Consider the following 16,590-nt stretch of genomic DNA (forward strand, 5'->3'; position numbering starts at 1 on the left):
TTTATGACGAGGTGTAAAAAAAGCTGACTCAGAAAAAGTCAAAGTCAGCTTATTTATTCTAAAAACCTATAATGGATTATCCTAAAAATGGATATTTATAATCTTGCGCTGGTACAAAGGTTTCTTTAATGGTACGTGGGCTTACCCAACGCATCAAATTAATAGCAGAACCAGCCTTATCGTTCGTACCCGAACCTCTGGCGCCTCCAAATGGCTGTTGTCCTACCACTGCCCCTGTAGGTTTGTCATTGATATAGAAGTTGCCGGCGCAGTTTACTAATCTCTTGGTGGCTAGTTCAGCCGCATATCTATCTTGGGAGAAGATGGCGCCTGTAAGTGCGTACATGGATGTTTTGTCTAAAATATCCATGGTCTCTTCAAATTTTGCATCTTCGTAAACGTATAGAGTCACAACCGGACCAAAAAGTTCTTCCTTCATGGTTATATATTGGGGGTTGCTTGTTTGGATAATTGTAGGCTCAATAAAGTAGCCTTTTGATTTATCGTAATTCCCTCCAAAGATGACGTCTGCTTCTTGGCTTGCCTTGGCATGATCGATGGCTCCGGCCAGCTTATCGAATGAGCTTTCGTCAATAACTGCATTAACAAAATTAGAGAAGTCTTCGGGATCGCCCATTTTAATTTCACTCATTTGTGTGGCTATATGGCCTTTTATTTCTTCCCAGCGGCTGGCAGGAAGGTATACGCGCGAAGCTGCGGAGCATTTTTGTCCTTGAAATTCAAAACCTCCTCTTACAATGCCTGTGGCAACAGCTTTGGCATCGCACGATTGGTGCGCTATAATAAAATCTTTACCTCCTGTTTCTCCAACAATACGAGGGTAAGATTTGTATTTTTCTATATTACCTCCAATGGTTTTCCACATGCTTTGGAATACTGCTGTTGAACCGGTAAAGTGGATGCCTGCAAATTCCGGGTGATCGAATATAACCTTGGCAGCTACAGGACCTGAAGCATATACTAAGTTAATTACGCCTGCTGGTACGCCTGCTTCGTTAAATAGTTCCATGAGTACTTGAGCGGAATAAATCGCTGTTTTGGATGGTTTCCATACCACAGTGTTGCCCATTAATGCGGGAGCTGTAGGTAGGTTGCCGGCAATGGAGGTAAAGTTGAAAGGTGTCAGTGCAAAAACAAATCCCTCCAATGGACGGTACTCAACGCGGTTCCACATGCCGGGTGCACTTTCTGGTTGATCGGCATAGATGTCGGTCATATACTGAACGTTAAAACGTAAGAAGTCGGCAAATTCGCAAGCTGCATCAATTTCTGCCTGAAATGCATTTTTCGACTGTCCTAACATGGTTGCTGCATTTAGCTTTTGTCGGTAAGGACCTGATACCAAATCGGCAGCTTTTAAAAAGATGGCTGCGCGATGTTCCCAGCTTAGACTGGCCCACTTTTCTTTGGCTGTTAATGCTGCTTCAATAGCGTGGTGTACATGTGTTTCATCGCCTTGGTGATAGTATCCTAGACAGTGCTTGATGTCGTGTGGTGGGTGTATGGGAACTTTATTTCCTGTTCTGACTTCCTGTCCACCGATGTACATTGGAATATCTACTTCGGTTTGTTTGTATGCTTTCAATTGTGCTTGAAGCGCTTCTCTTTCGGGTGTTCCCGGAGCGTAGCTTAATACCGGCTCATTTTCGGCAAGGGGTACATTAAATATTCCTTTAGGCATAACTTAAAAATTATCGTGATTAAAATTCGTTCAAAAAGGAGGGGCTTGCAATACCCAGCTTCTTCTCTCGTACAAATTTACAATAGGAAGTCTGTGATTTTAATGAATAAAGTCAGTGTTTGAATATCAGCCATATGATAATAGTCACAATTATTCTTGTAAGAGCTAAAATGTATTATCTCTGCCTGTATTTATTTTAAGTCAGGTATAGAATGTTCTTGGTTCGATAGGTTTGTTTGTGTATCTATTCTCTGTTATTCATGGAGTTTACTTGACTAACTCCAATTAATCTATCGTAGTAGTCGCTCATGCCCCGGTAGTAAACCAATACCAGGTAGTCATTTTCTGTTTCGCTGTGTGAGCCCTCGAAGAGGCTGACGGTAGCTTTACGAAGACTATTGGGTTTAAAGGCAATTTGGTAATTGTAAAAACCTTGTTTTAGTAGGAGGGTTGCTTCGTACTGTCTGCGTTGAAAATTATATTGCATTTTTGAGTGGTCGTTCAATAACCAATCGGTGAGCCCACCTAGTATATGAACGTCACCTCCGGCCATGGGGTCACTGGGCAAGGAGAAGTGAACAAATACATATTCTGCCTCCCGTTCATTATCATCCTTCTCTTGGACTTCGATGACGTATCTGCCGTTAAAATCATTATTGAAATAATAGGATTTTCCGGCTATGGATTGATCAGGGAAAAGGTCAACATGCGTATAAGGTTCGTGGTATGATACCTCCCTGACCTTTGTGCTCTGAAAACGCAGACTACGGATATCTAACCATCTAAATTCGTTTCCACCTTCAAACATAATTTCCCGATTGTAATTGTAATCCAGTTCATTGTGCTTGATAAATTGAGGTTGAAGATTAGTGATGGCATTATCCGTTCTGCCATTTTGAAAAATATGAACTTTCACTTCTTCCATGGGGTTTACAAGGTCAAAGTTAGAATGTTCAATTACCAAAGCAATTTCTTGCTGTGCTTTACGTAGATTTGCATTCATGGTATATTTTACTGTGGGAGATACTTTAACAGCTTGTTCTGTGACCATAAATCGTTGCGTCAGTACCACGTTCTCCGGATTGCCATCTGCATAAACTTTTATGATGTAATTTCCTGATAGTAAGATATCAATATTATCGTTGGGTAGTATAACACTATAATGGACATACTCAACAGAAGTGTTAAATGAATAGGCATAATCAAGAATTGGGTTTTCATTAAAACCATTCACATATTCGGTGTCCATTAGCTGTGATGGTTCCCAGTTTTCATTACAATGTATCAATGTGTAATAAAAATCTTTGGTTTCCACGTCTAAATCGTCAAAAGATAAAATGATCTGGTGATCCCCGTTTAATCCTATGATAGGATAAGATAATGCCCAGCCATACTTATGACACTGTACCGTTTTTATTTTATGTTGGTATATTTTATTGGTGAGCGTTTGTGCCGACATACCCAATACCGAGATAAATAGAGCGAAAGACAGTAGTAGACGTTGATATGTATTGTTTTGTTGATTCATTTTGATGTTTTGTACAATGATTAATATGGGCTAAAATACTATTTATAACATAAAAAGACAGTGTCTTGACAAGTCATTTTTAAGGCCAGATGATGAGCTAGAACTTCGTGATATATTATTCAGTGCATTTTCCGGATTAAATAGTGTAACTCCGTTGAGAAATGTGCGTAAAGCTTTAAAACCGATTCATAAATTTTTGATTTACATATTGTATAATTGTATAACGCAAAAGAAGCCAATCTGCTACGTTGAAACGATGGTTTGAAAATTATTTAACGAATTTTTTCTTTATTAGTTAGGATTATAGGATTGTCAAGTTATAAATTATTGTATTTTTGCATCGAAATTTTTTTAAAACTTTTTATCAAACATGTCAGACGTAATCAAAATAAAAAAAGGTCTTGATATTCGGCTGCAGGGTAAAGCGGAAAAAGTATTTGGTACTGCCGAGTTACCAGAGCTTTTTGCTATCAAACCGGGTGATTTTCCTGGGTTGGTTCCGAAGCTAGCTGTTAAGCCGGGTGATAAAGTTAAGGCCGGTTCGGTTTTGTTTTTCGACAAATACCGTACCGATGTTAAGTTTGTTTCTCCGGTCAGTGGCGAAGTACAGGTGGTTAACCGTGGTGAGCGTAGAAGAATATTAGAGGTTGTGGTTAAAAGTGATAACCAAAACGAAGCAGAGGGTTTTGGGGCTGTTGATCCAAAGCAAGTGTCAAAACAAGAGGCGTTAGAAAAGATTTTGGCTTCAGGTATGTGGCCTTTCTTTCGTCAGCGCCCTTACAATGTAGTTGCTAATCCGGCTGATTCGCCCAAAGCAATATTTATTTCAGCGTTTGATTCTTCTCCTTTAGCTCCTGATTATGATTTTATTGTAACAGGGCAAGAAAAAGAATTCCAGGCTGGTATAGATGTGCTGAATAAACTAACACAAGGCGGTGTGCATATTGGCATTAATAATGAAACAGCGTCAAAAGCTTTTGTTTCTGTTAATGGAGCCACTACGCACTCCTTTTTAGGTCCACACCCGGCAGGTAATGTAGGTGTGCAAATTCACCATGTGTCGCCCATCAACAAGGGGGATATATATTGGACGATCCAGCCTCAGGAGGTGATTTCTTTGGGTAAATTATTTTTAGCAGGAGTTTATGATGCATCGAGGATTATAGCGTTGACAGGTTCTGAATTGAAGACCCGTAATTACGTAAAGACAAAGGTAGGTGCTAATATTGCTGCATATGTATCCAATGTTGAAGAAGGTAAACTTAGATATATCAGTGGTAACGTGCTTACTGGTGATAAGATTTCTAAGGATGGGTATTTGGGAAGCTATCATTCTCAAATCACAGTGATACCCGAAGGAGATGAATCTGAATTTATGGGTTGGGCTGCGCCTCGCTTTGGAAAGTTCAGTATCTCTAAATCTTATTTTTCGTGGTTGTGTGCTAAAAAAGAGTACAAACTGGATGCTAACCTGAATGGAGGCCCTCGTGCTATTATTGTTTCAGGACAGTATGATAAGGTATTACCTATGGATATCCTACCAGAACATTTAATCAAGGCTATTCTTACTGAGGATATCGATAAAATGGAGCAGTTGGGAATTTATGAAGTGGTAGAAGAAGACATGGCTCTTTGTGAGTTTGTGTGTACTTCGAAACTTGAAATTCAAAGTATACTTCGAAAGGGTATAGATACGATGATTGCTGAGATGAGCTAATCCGTTTAATCAATTTGTAAAAATTAAAATCATAATAAATTGAAAGCATTAAGACAATATTTGGATAAAATCAAGCCCAACTTTGAAAAAGGGGGGAAGTTTGAAAAATTGCACTCTTCATTTGATGCTTTTGAGACCTTACTTTTTGTTCCGAAAACAACATCAAAAAATGGTGTACACATCCATGATGCTATTGATTCTAAAAGAACAATGGCAGTGGTGGTTTTGGCATTGATACCTGCTTTGCTGTTTGGTATTTGGAATACAGGATATCAACATTTTTTAGCTACAGGTCAGGCGATTGACTTTTGGCCAATGGTAGGATATGGTGCTTTGAAAGTACTCCCTATAGTTGTGGTATCTTATGTGGTAGGTCTTGGCATTGAGTTTATGTTTGCTCAGTTACGAGGACACGAAGTGGCAGAGGGATTTTTGGTTTCGGGGATGCTGATACCTTTGGTGTTGCCAGCTGATGTTCCTTTGTGGATGGTAGCCGTGGCTACTGCTTTCTCGGTTATAATAGGTAAAGAGGTTTTTGGTGGTACAGGTATGAATATTTGGAACCCGGCTTTGATCGCTAGGGCGTTTTTATTCTTTGCTTATCCTTCTAAAATGTCGGGTGATCTTATATGGGTTTCTGGTATGTCTAGCGGTGAAGGTATCGTGGATGGCTACTCTGGAGCAACGGCCCTGGGTAATGCAGCCATTGGAAAAATGGACTTGTTTGCCGATGGCAAAGCATTTGACCTTTGGAATAGTTTTATAGGAACCATTCCTGGTTCCATAGGAGAAACAAGTACCTTGGCTATCTTGATAGGCGCAATTGTTCTTTTAGCTACAGGAATAGGTAGTTGGAAAATCATGCTCAGTGTTTTTGCTGGAGGGTTTTTAATGGCTTTAGGATTTAATGCCATTGGTGCAAACGAATTAATGTCGGTAGATCCCTTGCAACAGCTTTGTTTAGGAGGTTTTGCTTTTGGTGCCGTGTTTATGGCTACAGATCCGGTTTCCGGTGCACGTACAGAAAAAGGAAAGTTTATATATGGTTTCTTGGTGGGTGTTTTTGCCATCATGATTCGTGTATTTAATCCCGCTTACCCTGAAGGTGTAATGTTAGCTATTTTATTGATGAACACTTTTGCTCCATTGATTGATCATTTAATTGTTCAACAAAATATTAAACGTCGTTTAAAACGAGTAAAAGTAAACGCTTAATAAACTATAAAAATGGACAAACAAGGAAATTTATATACATTTCTGTACGCATCTATCATGGTAATTGTGGTGGCAGCGGTTTTGGCCTTTGTTTCGGAGTCATTAAAACCGGTGCAAAACAAAAACGTTGAAATAGCTAAGAAAATCGACTTGCTTAGGTCGGTTGGAATAAGCAGTGATGCGAGTACAGCAGAAGAATTATTTGAAAAGCATATTGGTGATAATACCAAAGTAATCAACATGAGCGGTAGCGAAGTTGAGGGAAATGCTTTTACCATTGATATGGCCAAAGAGCTTCGTAAAGAACCTAAAGATCGTAACTACCCGCTTTATATTTGTAAGCTGGATAACGGAGATGAGAAAATTATTATTCCACTTCGTGGTGTTGGATTATGGGGACCTATTTGGGGTTATATCTCTTTGAATGCGGATAAAAAAACAGTGTATGGTGCTACCTTTGATCACAAAGGAGAAACACCGGGCTTGGGTGCAGAAATCTCTAAAGAGTTTTTTCAAACACCATTTAAAGGGAAAACGATCTTTGATGACGCAGGGGTTTTTACCTCTATTGCTGTTTTAAAAGGTGGTGTTTCTGATGGTAATCCGCATGCTGTTGATGCCATCTCCGGAGGTACTATTACCAGTAATGGGGTTACTGATATGTTAAAAGAGTGCCTTCAAGGGTACGAAAAGTATTTAAAAAATTAAACGGTTAAAAAATGAGCGACAAAGAACCTTTGTTTTCAGCTAAAAACCGAAAACTTATAACAAACCCGCTGAATGCGCAAAACCCTATTACCATACAGGTTTTAGGTATTTGTTCGGCATTGGCGGTGACGGCTAAATTAGAGCCGGCTATTGTAATGTCTATTTCGGTAATGTTCGTGTTGGTTTTTGCCAATGTGATTATATCATTGCTTCGTAACACTATTCCAGCTCGTATTCGTATTATCGTTCAGTTGGTGATTGTGGCAGCATTGGTAATTCTGGTTGACCAGATACTGAAAGCCTATGCATATGAAGTAAGTAAGCAGTTGTCCGTATTTGTGGGATTGATTATTACCAACTGTATTATCATGGGACGCCTAGAGGCATTTGCTTTGGGTAATAAACCTTGGCAATCCGCGTTAGACGGTGTGGGTAATGCAGCTGGTTATGGTGTCATACTTATTATTGTGGCTTTCTTCCGTGAATTGTTCGGATCTGGTACCTTAACATTGCCTGGGTTAGGAACACTGCATATTATTCCTCAAGCCTTCTATGATATGGGTTATGTGAATAATGGTTTCATGATTTTGCCTCCGATGGCCTTGGTAACCGTGGGAATCATTATCTGGGTGCAACGTTCTCGTAACAAGGATTTGGTAGAAGATTAATGGTTAACAGGAAAAATTGATTTCAATGGAAAATATAATTAATACATTCATCAAGTCTATTTTTATCGATAACATGGTGTTTGCTTACTTCTTGGGTATGTGTTCATACTTGGCGGTATCAAAGACTGTTAAGACGTCGTTTGGACTTGGGTTGGCAGTTGTGTTTGTGCTTTTTATTACAGTGCCTGCCGATTACCTTTTAAATAAATATGTACTCGAAGAAGGTGCCTTATCGTGGCTGGGCGAAGGATTTGCAGAAGTAGACCTTAGCTTTTTGAGCTTTATCATGTTTATTGCTGTCATCGCCTCTATGGTGCAATTGGTGGAGATGATTGTTGAAAAGTTTGCGCCTGCTTTGTACAGTTCTCTGGGTATATTCCTACCGCTGATAGCTGTAAACTGTGCTATTCTTGGAGGATCTTTATTTATGCAAGAGCGTCAATATGCTACATTGGCCGAGGCTACTTCATTTGGATTAGGTTCCGGAATTGGTTGGCTATTGGCAATTGTAGGTATTGCAGCTATTCGCGAAAAATTAAAATACTCTGATGTTCCTGCTCCTTTACGTGGCTTAGGTATTACGTTTATCGTTACCGGATTAATGGGTATCGCGTTTATGAGCTTTATGGGAATTCAACTCTAGCCGGTAGTACCGGAGCAAGTAACTCAAGTGTTTACGCTTGAAAATCTTGTTTAAAAAAAGAAAAATGGAAATAAATATGATATTTTTAGCTAGTCAGGGTACAGTAATAGCTACCAGTGTGGTAGTCTTCTTGCTGGTTATCCTACTGTTGGTGTCCATCCTTTTGTACGTAAAACAAAAGTTAACGCCGGCAGGAACCGTAACTATCGACATTAATAATGGAGAGAAAGCCTTAGAGGTGGCTCCGGGTCAAACATTACTGTCTGCTTTAGGAAGTAACAAAATTTTTCTTCCATCTGCTTGTGGTGGTGGTGGTACTTGTGCCATGTGTCGTTGTCAGGTCAACGATGGTGCAGGATCTATCTTACCTACTGAAACAGGTTATTTTACCCGTAAAGAGCAGGCCAATCACTGGCGTTTGGCTTGTCAGGTGAAAGTGAAAGAGGATATTAAGATGGAAATACCGCAAGAAATTCTTGGTATTAAAAAATGGGAGTGTACCGTTGTATCTAATGATAATGTCGCCACCTTTATCAAGGAGTTTGTGGTGAAATTACCCGAAGGTGAAAATCTTGACTTTAGATCGGGAGGATATATTCAAATTGACGTTCCTAAAATCACCGTTGATTTTAAGGATATGGAGATTGGGGAGAAATACCGTGAAGAATATGAGAAGTTTGGTATGTTTGACCTTAAAATGGTGAACCCAGAACCTACTTATAGGGCTTATTCTATGGCTAACCACCCCGCAGAAGGGAATATTGTAATGTTGAATATCCGTATTGCTACTCCTCCTTGGGATAGAGTGAATAATGGTTTTATGAAAGTAAATCCAGGAATTTGTTCTTCGTTTATCTTCTCTCGTAAACCTGGAGATAAAGTGAACATATCAGGACCTTATGGAGAATTCTTTATCAAAGATACGGATCGTGAAATGATGTTTATTGGAGGGGGTGCCGGTATGGCTCCTATGCGTTCGCATATCTTCCATTTGTTTCACACCTTGAAAACCGGCCGTAAAGCTACTTTCTGGTATGGGGCTCGTTCTAAAAAGGAAATATTCTACCAGGATCAGTTTGAAGCTATCGAGAAACAGTTTCCTAACTTTAAGTTTACGATTGCTTTAAGTGAGCCTCTACCTGAAGATAATTGGGAAGGCGCCACTGGCTTTATCCATCAAGTGATTAATGATGAGTACTTAAGTAAACATGAAGAACCGGAAGATATTGAATATTACTTATGTGGACCACCTATGATGAATGATGCAGTAAATAAAATGCTTTATGATCTGGGTGTGCCTGATGAAATGATTGCTTACGATGATTTTGGATCGTAACTTTCTAGTGGCAGTAAATGATCTAAGACCTATGGTCTTACTTAATAAAAAAAGACTCCTTCGGGGGTCTTTTTTCGTTTATTGTGTATTCCTTATTTTAATATTATTTCTACCTTCGAAACATCAATTGTTGTTGCAGTGCAGTGTTTCATGATGTAATTATTTGTTTTCTAATTTTCATATTTACCATTTTTTATGTCCAAAAAACGATTTATCCGTAATTTGTTATTTATCGCTGGCGGTGTAGTGCTTTTGTTGATAGTTTTGGCCGAAATTTTTAAAGATGATATGGTTAAACTGGCTATTCAAAAGGGAGCCAAAACCTTTGATGTGCCCCTTGATGTTGGAGAAGTGGATTTTAGTTTGCTTTACCGTTTTCCTTTGGCTACCATTGAATTTAATGACCTGGTGATGTTAGCCCATGGAGTAAAGGATTCCTTGGCAACAAACTCGGATACTACTGCTTTTATTTCTAAGCTTTATGCATCAGTTGACCTCATAGAGCTGATGAAAGGAAATATTTTGGTTAAAAAAGTGAAAATTGAAAATATGAAAGCTTGTTACTTGGTCGATAGTTTGGGGAAAAGTAATTTTGATTTTTTAATGAACGAGACGGGCGGTGGTGATACGGTGGTGAACATAGAGGATACTTCTAAGGTGCAAGGTGTTTATACCTTGGATAAACTGACCTTGGAAAATATAGAACTACAATATGTAGACGCATTAATGCGTGCTTCGGCAAGCGTTCATATTGCCGAATTGGAAATGAAAGGAGAGGTAGAGTCTCTTGGATTTAAAGCGGCTACCCATGGAGAAGTATTTGTTAGGGAACTATGCTATGCCGATTATAATTGTAAAGGCTTAGCAAATACCAAACTTAATTTTTCGGTGACAGCCTTGAACGATTCAGTTGGTATATCAGATCTCACATTGAATACAGGTGATGCCGAGCTTAGTTTGACAGGTAATGTTATTAATAAGGATAGTGCATTGTTGGATATTTCATTCAATGGTTCAGATATCGATATTGCCAAAAACTTGTCTATTTTGCCATCGCATATGATGGAGGAGCTCAATATAACTGGGGCGGCAGGGATGTTACATTTTAATGGAAACGCGCATGGTTTTCTTACGTCGTATACCATGCCGCAAGTTGAGATGGATGTTCGTTTGACTGATGGCTTTGTGCAGTATGATACTTATCCAAGTGTCCGTCACATTCAAATGGAGGCTAATTTTTCCAATGGTTATGTCGCAAAAATGGAATCCTCGCTTGTAAATCTGAAGCGTTTTCATGCTGAAACAGAAAAAAGTAGTATTGATTTATCGGCTAAGATCATGCATCCTCTTAAACCGCAATATGATATTGCGGGTAGTGTCGCTATTGATTTGGGCGAGTGGAAATCAATGATGCCGGACTCTTTGGTAAAGAGTGTCAGTGGACGCCTTAAAGCAAGTGTGTCTACAGCGGGCGTATTGCCTGATTCTATAACGGATGACTTTAGTGAATACTTTTTGCAGAGAACTCGTTTTAATCTTCAATTGGATCAGGTGGGCTTACAAATGGATTCTATACCTCAAATTATTGGTTTGGGCGGAACCTTGATCTATAGTCCGAAAAATTTAACATTAAGTGCATTTAGGATGCAAGTGCCCGACTATCATGTCCATATAACAAATGGGTATTTTAGAGGCTCTTGGCTCGGCAAAATCAGTGATTATGAAAATATGTCATTGCAGATGGATAGTCTTTTGTTGGCGACTTCATATTCTTCTTTTTCGGCGTCCGGACAGGTGGAAGGGTTGAAGACGATTAAATATGACCTAAGCAGCGATCTGTCGCTGAATCTCTCAGAAGTATATGAGATGATGCCGGATTCTATGGCTCATAGCATGTCGGGAGCGATTGATGCAAGTCTGTGTTCTGCGGGTATTTTTGCTATGGATTCAATGGTGGAGGAATCTATGCGTTTGTTTTTTGAGAATAGTAAGCTGGGTATTCATATGAAAGATGTATCTATGGATATGCAGGATACTTTATTGAACGTTCAGAACTTGTCGGGGAGCGTGATTTATCATAGCGATAGTATATGGATGAATCGTGTATCAGGGAGTTATCTGGGGCTTGATTTTGGGGCTGATTCTACTACTGTTTCTCATGTTTATTCCGGTGCTGTTCAAAATAACAAAAAGGAGATAAGGGTTCATGGTAACTTTGAAGTGGGAGATATGGACTATGCGTGGATAGAGGCTTTTATGGGCGATACAGTACCGGAACCGGAAGAGTTAACGCAGGCAAAAATGCAAGCAGCATTAGAAGAAGAACCCTATGAGCAGCATTACACCATAAAAGCAAATGGGCATATGAAAGCCCGTAGCTTTAAATATGGTGATATCCTGCTTAAAAATATAGATGCCAAATTTTTGGCTGATTTGGAAAATAATTTTTTTGTGGCCGACAGTTTAGTGTGTGACGTGTTTGATGGACAGGTGAATGGAGCACTTCGTTATAGGATGGTAGATTTGCCTACGGATACGGTGTTGAGGGATGTTATGGATTTCAAAATCGATGCAGAAAATTTGGATGTTTCTAAAATGGTTAGTGGGTTGCAGGAATATATACAAGAGTATGATATTACAGGAGAGAATGTGAAAGGATTTCTTTCTTCAGATTTAGATGGTAGAATCGTAATGGAGAATTATATGCCTGTTTTTGATTCATTAATGATATCTGGAGATTTGACCCTCGATGAAGGAGCTTTGATTGGGGTAAAAGCGATTGCTGAATTGCAAGATTTACCTGGGATAGGAATAAAAAATTTGGATAACCTAAGGTTTAGAACATTATCCAGTAGTTTGTTTATTTACAGAAATAATATTTTCCTGCCTAAAACCGATATTTACTCTTCTTCTTTTGAGGCTTCTCTTTTGGGAATGTATAGTTTTAATGGGGACTATGATTTTCATATTAGAGCCATATTAAGTCAAATACTCTCTGGTAAGGTGTCAAAACCATCTAAAGAGGAACAAAAAGGAGGATTTGCTAGCGATGACAAAGGAAGATATTATGTGACTAGTTATTTGGATGGAAAAAGTAAAGCCTGGTTTGATAATAAGAGCGATAGGGAAAGGATGGATACTCGTATAAGAATGAATAAGAGAGGTTTGATGGTTTTATTTAAGCCTGTTTTGGTTCGTTATGAAACAGATGTTAAATAAAGGAAGGGTATGGATATGCGAAAAATTAAGTTGCTTTCTTTGCTTGTTTCTTTTATCTTACTTTTCTTTATAGTTTTTAAAATTGTAGGGTTATTGGGGTGGAATAAAGGGGCTGAACGGATGTCTTTGCTGCCCGAAGGTTTTCAATTGGATGGTGAAGGAGATATTATTTTCGGTTCCCCGGATGCCGGGTGTTCTGTTTATTTGTTTGCGAACTACCGATGTCAGTTCTGTTTGAGTTTTTTTAAGGAAGGATTGCCACAAATATTGGACGATTATGATGGAAAGGTGAAGGTGGTATTTAAACCCATTCTCTTTTCTCATACGCAAGAGGAAATGGATGCTTTACGGATGGCTGTATCTGTATTTAAATATGGAGATTATTTGCCATTTCATACCTTGTTATTGAGAGACCCTGATGTGATTTATGCTGATTCTTATAAAGATTATTTGATGGAAATCATGGGTTTAAATAGTGCCATTGCCAATAGTTACTTTGATGATGCTACTAAAAAATATATCGATGATAATAAAAAAATGTTTAAGGAGTTAAAGATAAAAGGTACACCTGGATTTGTGGTAGATAAACATGTAATAACAGGGTTCTCAAATATGAAATTATTGTTGGATAATAAATTTAAAAGTAAATGATGAAATGAGTCATGGGAATTATTTCGTACACAGAAGTATAATTACTTTTGGTGAGTTCCAGATGGCCATTGATAAATAAATTATAAGTATATGAAAAAAATGTTTTTATTGCCCATTGCTTTGGGGATGGTATTATCATTCATTACCTGGGGCTGTGAAGATGAAGAAGAAGATGCTTTTTGTGAAGCATTTACTTCCCCTGAATGCTCGGAATTAAGCTTTAATGCTTGTAGTGATGAGAATGGGGATTACTATGAGAATGGAGATGTAAAATATTACTGTTCTGAATATTATGAGGATGGTGATGAGGATGAGTGTGATGGTGCAGCGGATCAGCTTATTTTAGATTCAGGATGCGTAAGTTCTTCAGAAAGTAGTGCTTCCTTGAAGTCTGCTACGCTGTCTTATAAGTCATTCGTATTGAGTGCTATGGCAGAGGTGAGAACACAGGCTAAGTTTGCAGCAGGCTGTAACTAAGCCGAAAAATACATGTGGAAATTTATGAGAATTGAGGGTGCTCTCTTAATTCTCATACCTTTTTTTTATGCTTTTGTAATTTTTATTTGTTGAATTATTCATCAGCTTTCTATCATATACGAAGAAAATTTGATCTGATCTTAAGCAAGATACCTCTTCGTGCTTTGCTTTAATACCATAATTGGGCAATGTGTTTATGTTCTTTGGGGATTTGGTGGATTGGATTTTCCATCAAATTTAATTCTTTTATCAATTTATTTTCTGTCAGGTGAAAAGGAAAGGACGTAAGCTGGTTATTTTTAAGATATATGTTTTGAATGTTAGGTGCATTTAATAAATGTTCACAACCTCCAACTAATTGATTGTTGGTAAAATCAATGGTATAAAGAGAAGGATAGTGGCGAATTGCTTCGGGTACATTTTTAAAATAATTGTCACCTAAATATAGTTTCTCTAATACAGGTAAATTCGTCATTGATGTGGGGAGTGCGTTTAATTGATTCATGCGCATATCAATGCATCTTAAATTTTTTAGCGCAGAAATATCCTTTGGGATGGATTGAATCTCATTATCTTGCATGTCCAGAAACTCCAGGTGTCTCAATTTAAAAATGGCTTTGGGCCACTCGCCCTTCAACCCAAATTTTGAGATGCTTAAATGGCTTACTTGCCCCTGATCGTTTAGTTGATAACCTCTTAAAAACCAAGTTACTTTTTTTACCTCTTTTAGTTTTCTAGGTAATTGTTCTCTTAGTTCTTCAATAATCTGCGAATCTTCCATTTCTCAATAAAACGTTTCTGCATTTATTTTATTCCGTCTGATCGTATACCTAGGTATCTTGCGTATGGGTCGGACGATTGTTTTTTAAGCAATACGTACAATAGGAATAATTGTTTTAAATTAAATGAGCTGAATTGGAAAATATCTTACCAAACGTAGTCGTAATGCTTCATGTTTGTTGCAGGACTCCGTATTTGTGTATAATTTATTCGTTTTGATAATAAGAGATGAAAAAATCCGTTATGATCAAATAGATAAATACAACACACAATTAAATGGCAGCAACAGACAAATTTTCAGGTGTTTTGGGGCGAACAAATGCGGCTCACCTTTTACGGCGGGCTACTTTTGGACTTACAGAGTCAGCTATTCAACAGTTTGCTTCACTCACAGTTGACCAAGCAATGGATCTGCTATTCTCAGATCCCGTACCGGCTGATTTGCCCATCGATTTAAAAACCAATCAAACGTGGTTAAATCCTAAAGCAGGGGATGCAAATAGCGAACAAAAAAAGCTAACTGATTACTTCATTATTTGGCACCTGGAGCGGATGCGTCAGTCAGAGGTAAATATTTCTGAACGTTTAACCTACTTCTATCATACGCACTTGCCGGTTCGTCGTAGCTTGGTAGAGTCGTCGGAAATGATTTATTATCAGAATGCACTGTTCCGACAATTTGCCAAGGGAAGTTTCAAAACACTGTTTAAGCATATTTGCATGGATAATGCCATGCTTATTTATTTGGATAATGGTACCAACGATGTAAGTAGTCCCAATGAGAATTTTGCACGCGAAATGTTAGAGCTTTATTCTATTGGGCGTGGGCCACAGATAGGATTGGGCGATTATACACATTTCACCGAAGATGATATCAAGGCTGCTACGCGTGTCTTGACAGGTTATCAGGTGGATTATTCATTTGCAAATGTCCATAGCGAAACCCAATTGCCTACGGGGGTAATACGGGAAGTGGATCGTGATGGTGTTTGGCTTGCCCATAGGCATGACGCAGGTGAAAAAATCTTTAGCCATCACTTTGGTAAGCGGGTGATTGCCCCCTCGGAACTCGTCAATGGTTTTGCGACCAGTGAGGCTGCCAAACAAGAGTTTGACGAGATGATTGAGATGATCTTTGAAAAAGATGAGACAGCACGCTTTATAACGCGTAAGTTATATCGTTTTTTTGTCTATTATCAAATTGATGACTATGTAGAAAATAACGTGATTATTCCGTTGGCAGCCCAGTTTAAATCTTCGGGTTATGATATGTCTGTATTGGCGAGAGCGATGTTGAGTAGTCAACATTTTTATGATGTGGATGATGCAGAGTCATCAAATAATATCATGGGGTCTATTATTAAATCGCCTATTGACATGATATTGGGTACATTACGTTTGTTTCAAGTGGATGTACCAACGGATTTAGATACCCTGTACAATACTGTTTATATCAATGGTATTTTTAAGTTTATTGAGGAGCAAGGACTTGATTTTTATGAGCCTTTTGAAGTGGCAGGCTATCCTGCTTATCATCAATTTCCTATTTATAGCAGAAACTGGATCAGACCTCAAACCTTGGCTTATCGATATAAGTTGTCTGAATATTTTTTAAATGGTATCAACTCCAAAGGGAAAGATTTAGGCATTAAACTGGATGTGCTTTCTTGGGTGGAGAATGGAGGTGCGGTTTCTAATCCTGCCGATGCGAATATATTGGTTGATGCATTGTTGGAGTTGATGATCCCTTTTCCGGTGGCCTCTGAAAGACGCGATTTTTTTCTGACAACCGTCTTCCTTGATGGCTTGTATCCGGCAGCCTGGACCACTGAATGGAACAACTATCGTTCCGATCCAACTCAATATAAAGCCACCGTTGCATCTCGGATCTCAGTCCTGATCAATGCTATTATGCAGTCTCCTGAATATCAATTGTACTAAATCAC

At 38.6% G+C, this 16,590-nt stretch carries 13 protein-coding genes; 10 read left to right on the plus strand and 3 right to left on the minus strand.

Annotated elements, in window-relative coordinates:
- Positions 1 to 76 precede the first annotated feature (76 nt).
- Together pruA and CYTFE_RS27700 are read right to left on the minus strand one after the other, a co-directional pair.
- A complete protein-coding gene (gene pruA / locus CYTFE_RS0122200; RefSeq protein WP_027473622.1) occupies positions 77 to 1,702 on the minus strand; it encodes an L-glutamate gamma-semialdehyde dehydrogenase in 1,626 nt (541 codons plus the stop codon).
- Positions 1,703 to 1,946: 244 nt separating this feature from the next.
- The gene (locus CYTFE_RS27700; protein WP_044213111.1) at positions 1,947 to 3,230 is read right to left on the minus strand and encodes a type IX secretion system plug protein; all 1,284 of its coding nucleotides are present in this window, start codon (positions 3,228 to 3,230) and stop codon (positions 1,947 to 1,949) included.
- Positions 3,231 to 3,600: 370 nt separating this feature from the next.
- Between CYTFE_RS27700 and CYTFE_RS0122210 the strand changes: the two genes are divergently transcribed.
- From CYTFE_RS0122210 to CYTFE_RS0122250, 9 genes are all read left to right on the plus strand, one after another.
- The gene (locus tag CYTFE_RS0122210; RefSeq protein ID WP_027473623.1) at positions 3,601 to 4,947 is read left to right on the plus strand and encodes a Na(+)-translocating NADH-quinone reductase subunit A; all 1,347 of its coding nucleotides are present in this window, start codon (positions 3,601 to 3,603) and stop codon (positions 4,945 to 4,947) included.
- A 39-nt stretch (positions 4,948 to 4,986) separates the two neighbouring features.
- Positions 4,987 to 6,162 (plus strand): NADH:ubiquinone reductase (Na(+)-transporting) subunit B, encoded by a 1,176-nt coding sequence (locus tag CYTFE_RS0122215; RefSeq protein ID WP_027473624.1) that lies wholly within the window; start codon positions 4,987 to 4,989, stop codon positions 6,160 to 6,162.
- Between the two features lie 12 nt (positions 6,163 to 6,174).
- Entirely contained in the window at positions 6,175 to 6,870 is a 696-nt protein-coding gene (gene nqrC, locus CYTFE_RS0122220) for an NADH:ubiquinone reductase (Na(+)-transporting) subunit C (RefSeq protein WP_027473625.1), read from the plus strand.
- Between the two features lie 11 nt (positions 6,871 to 6,881).
- Positions 6,882 to 7,538, plus strand: coding sequence for an NADH:ubiquinone reductase (Na(+)-transporting) subunit D (locus CYTFE_RS0122225; protein WP_027473626.1), 657 nt, complete (start codon positions 6,882 to 6,884; stop codon positions 7,536 to 7,538).
- A gap of 25 nt (positions 7,539 to 7,563) precedes the next feature.
- Entirely contained in the window at positions 7,564 to 8,181 is a 618-nt protein-coding gene (gene nqrE / locus CYTFE_RS0122230; protein ID WP_027473627.1) for an NADH:ubiquinone reductase (Na(+)-transporting) subunit E, read from the plus strand.
- Positions 8,182 to 8,245: 64 nt separating this feature from the next.
- Positions 8,246 to 9,517, plus strand: coding sequence for an NADH:ubiquinone reductase (Na(+)-transporting) subunit F (gene nqrF, locus CYTFE_RS0122235; RefSeq protein WP_235208171.1), 1,272 nt, complete (start codon positions 8,246 to 8,248; stop codon positions 9,515 to 9,517).
- Between the two features lie 195 nt (positions 9,518 to 9,712).
- Positions 9,713 to 12,736 (plus strand): hypothetical protein, encoded by a 3,024-nt coding sequence (locus tag CYTFE_RS0122240; protein WP_027473629.1) that lies wholly within the window; start codon positions 9,713 to 9,715, stop codon positions 12,734 to 12,736.
- A 9-nt stretch (positions 12,737 to 12,745) separates the two neighbouring features.
- Entirely contained in the window at positions 12,746 to 13,387 is a 642-nt protein-coding gene (locus CYTFE_RS0122245; RefSeq protein ID WP_027473630.1) for a DsbA family protein, read from the plus strand.
- Positions 13,388 to 13,477: 90 nt separating this feature from the next.
- Positions 13,478 to 13,864 carry a hypothetical protein gene (locus tag CYTFE_RS0122250; protein ID WP_027473631.1) on the plus strand — a complete coding sequence of 129 codons (387 nt, stop codon included), beginning with the start codon at positions 13,478 to 13,480 and terminating at the stop codon, positions 13,862 to 13,864.
- A gap of 169 nt (positions 13,865 to 14,033) precedes the next feature.
- Here the strand turns inward: CYTFE_RS0122250 and CYTFE_RS0122255 are convergent, their stop codons facing one another.
- Positions 14,034 to 14,645 carry a leucine-rich repeat domain-containing protein gene (locus CYTFE_RS0122255; RefSeq protein ID WP_027473632.1) on the minus strand — a complete coding sequence of 204 codons (612 nt, stop codon included), beginning with the start codon at positions 14,643 to 14,645 and terminating at the stop codon, positions 14,034 to 14,036.
- Between the two features lie 275 nt (positions 14,646 to 14,920).
- On the opposite strand from CYTFE_RS0122255, the gene CYTFE_RS0122260 reads away from it, so the two are divergent.
- The gene (locus CYTFE_RS0122260) at positions 14,921 to 16,585 is read left to right on the plus strand and encodes a DUF1800 domain-containing protein (protein WP_027473633.1); all 1,665 of its coding nucleotides are present in this window, start codon (positions 14,921 to 14,923) and stop codon (positions 16,583 to 16,585) included.
- Positions 16,586 to 16,590: the final 5 nt, after the last annotated feature.

The organism is Saccharicrinis fermentans DSM 9555 = JCM 21142 (assembly GCF_000517085.1).
Lineage (GTDB): Bacteria > Bacteroidota > Bacteroidia > Bacteroidales > Marinilabiliaceae > Saccharicrinis > Saccharicrinis fermentans.

What these genes read in the sequence shown, in the direction of transcription:
- pruA (WP_027473622.1), bottom strand. Translation starts at nt 1,702, where the DNA reads ATGCCTAAAGGAATATTTAATGTACCCCTTGCCGAAAATGAGCCGGTA.
- CYTFE_RS27700 (WP_044213111.1), bottom strand. Translation starts at nt 3,230, where the DNA reads ATGAATCAACAAAACAATACATATCAACGTCTACTACTGTCTTTCGCT.
- CYTFE_RS0122210 (WP_027473623.1), top strand. Translation starts at nt 3,601, where the DNA reads ATGTCAGACGTAATCAAAATAAAAAAAGGTCTTGATATTCGGCTGCAG.
- nqrC (WP_027473625.1), top strand. Translation starts at nt 6,175, where the DNA reads ATGGACAAACAAGGAAATTTATATACATTTCTGTACGCATCTATCATG.
- CYTFE_RS0122225 (WP_027473626.1), top strand. Translation starts at nt 6,882, where the DNA reads ATGAGCGACAAAGAACCTTTGTTTTCAGCTAAAAACCGAAAACTTATA.
- nqrE (WP_027473627.1), top strand. Translation starts at nt 7,564, where the DNA reads ATGGAAAATATAATTAATACATTCATCAAGTCTATTTTTATCGATAAC.
- nqrF (WP_235208171.1), top strand. Translation starts at nt 8,246, where the DNA reads ATGGAAATAAATATGATATTTTTAGCTAGTCAGGGTACAGTAATAGCT.
- CYTFE_RS0122240 (WP_027473629.1), top strand. Translation starts at nt 9,713, where the DNA reads ATGTCCAAAAAACGATTTATCCGTAATTTGTTATTTATCGCTGGCGGT.
- CYTFE_RS0122245 (WP_027473630.1), top strand. Translation starts at nt 12,746, where the DNA reads ATGGATATGCGAAAAATTAAGTTGCTTTCTTTGCTTGTTTCTTTTATC.
- CYTFE_RS0122250 (WP_027473631.1), top strand. Translation starts at nt 13,478, where the DNA reads ATGAAAAAAATGTTTTTATTGCCCATTGCTTTGGGGATGGTATTATCA.
- CYTFE_RS0122255 (WP_027473632.1), bottom strand. Translation starts at nt 14,645, where the DNA reads ATGGAAGATTCGCAGATTATTGAAGAACTAAGAGAACAATTACCTAGA.
- CYTFE_RS0122260 (WP_027473633.1), top strand. Translation starts at nt 14,921, where the DNA reads ATGGCAGCAACAGACAAATTTTCAGGTGTTTTGGGGCGAACAAATGCG.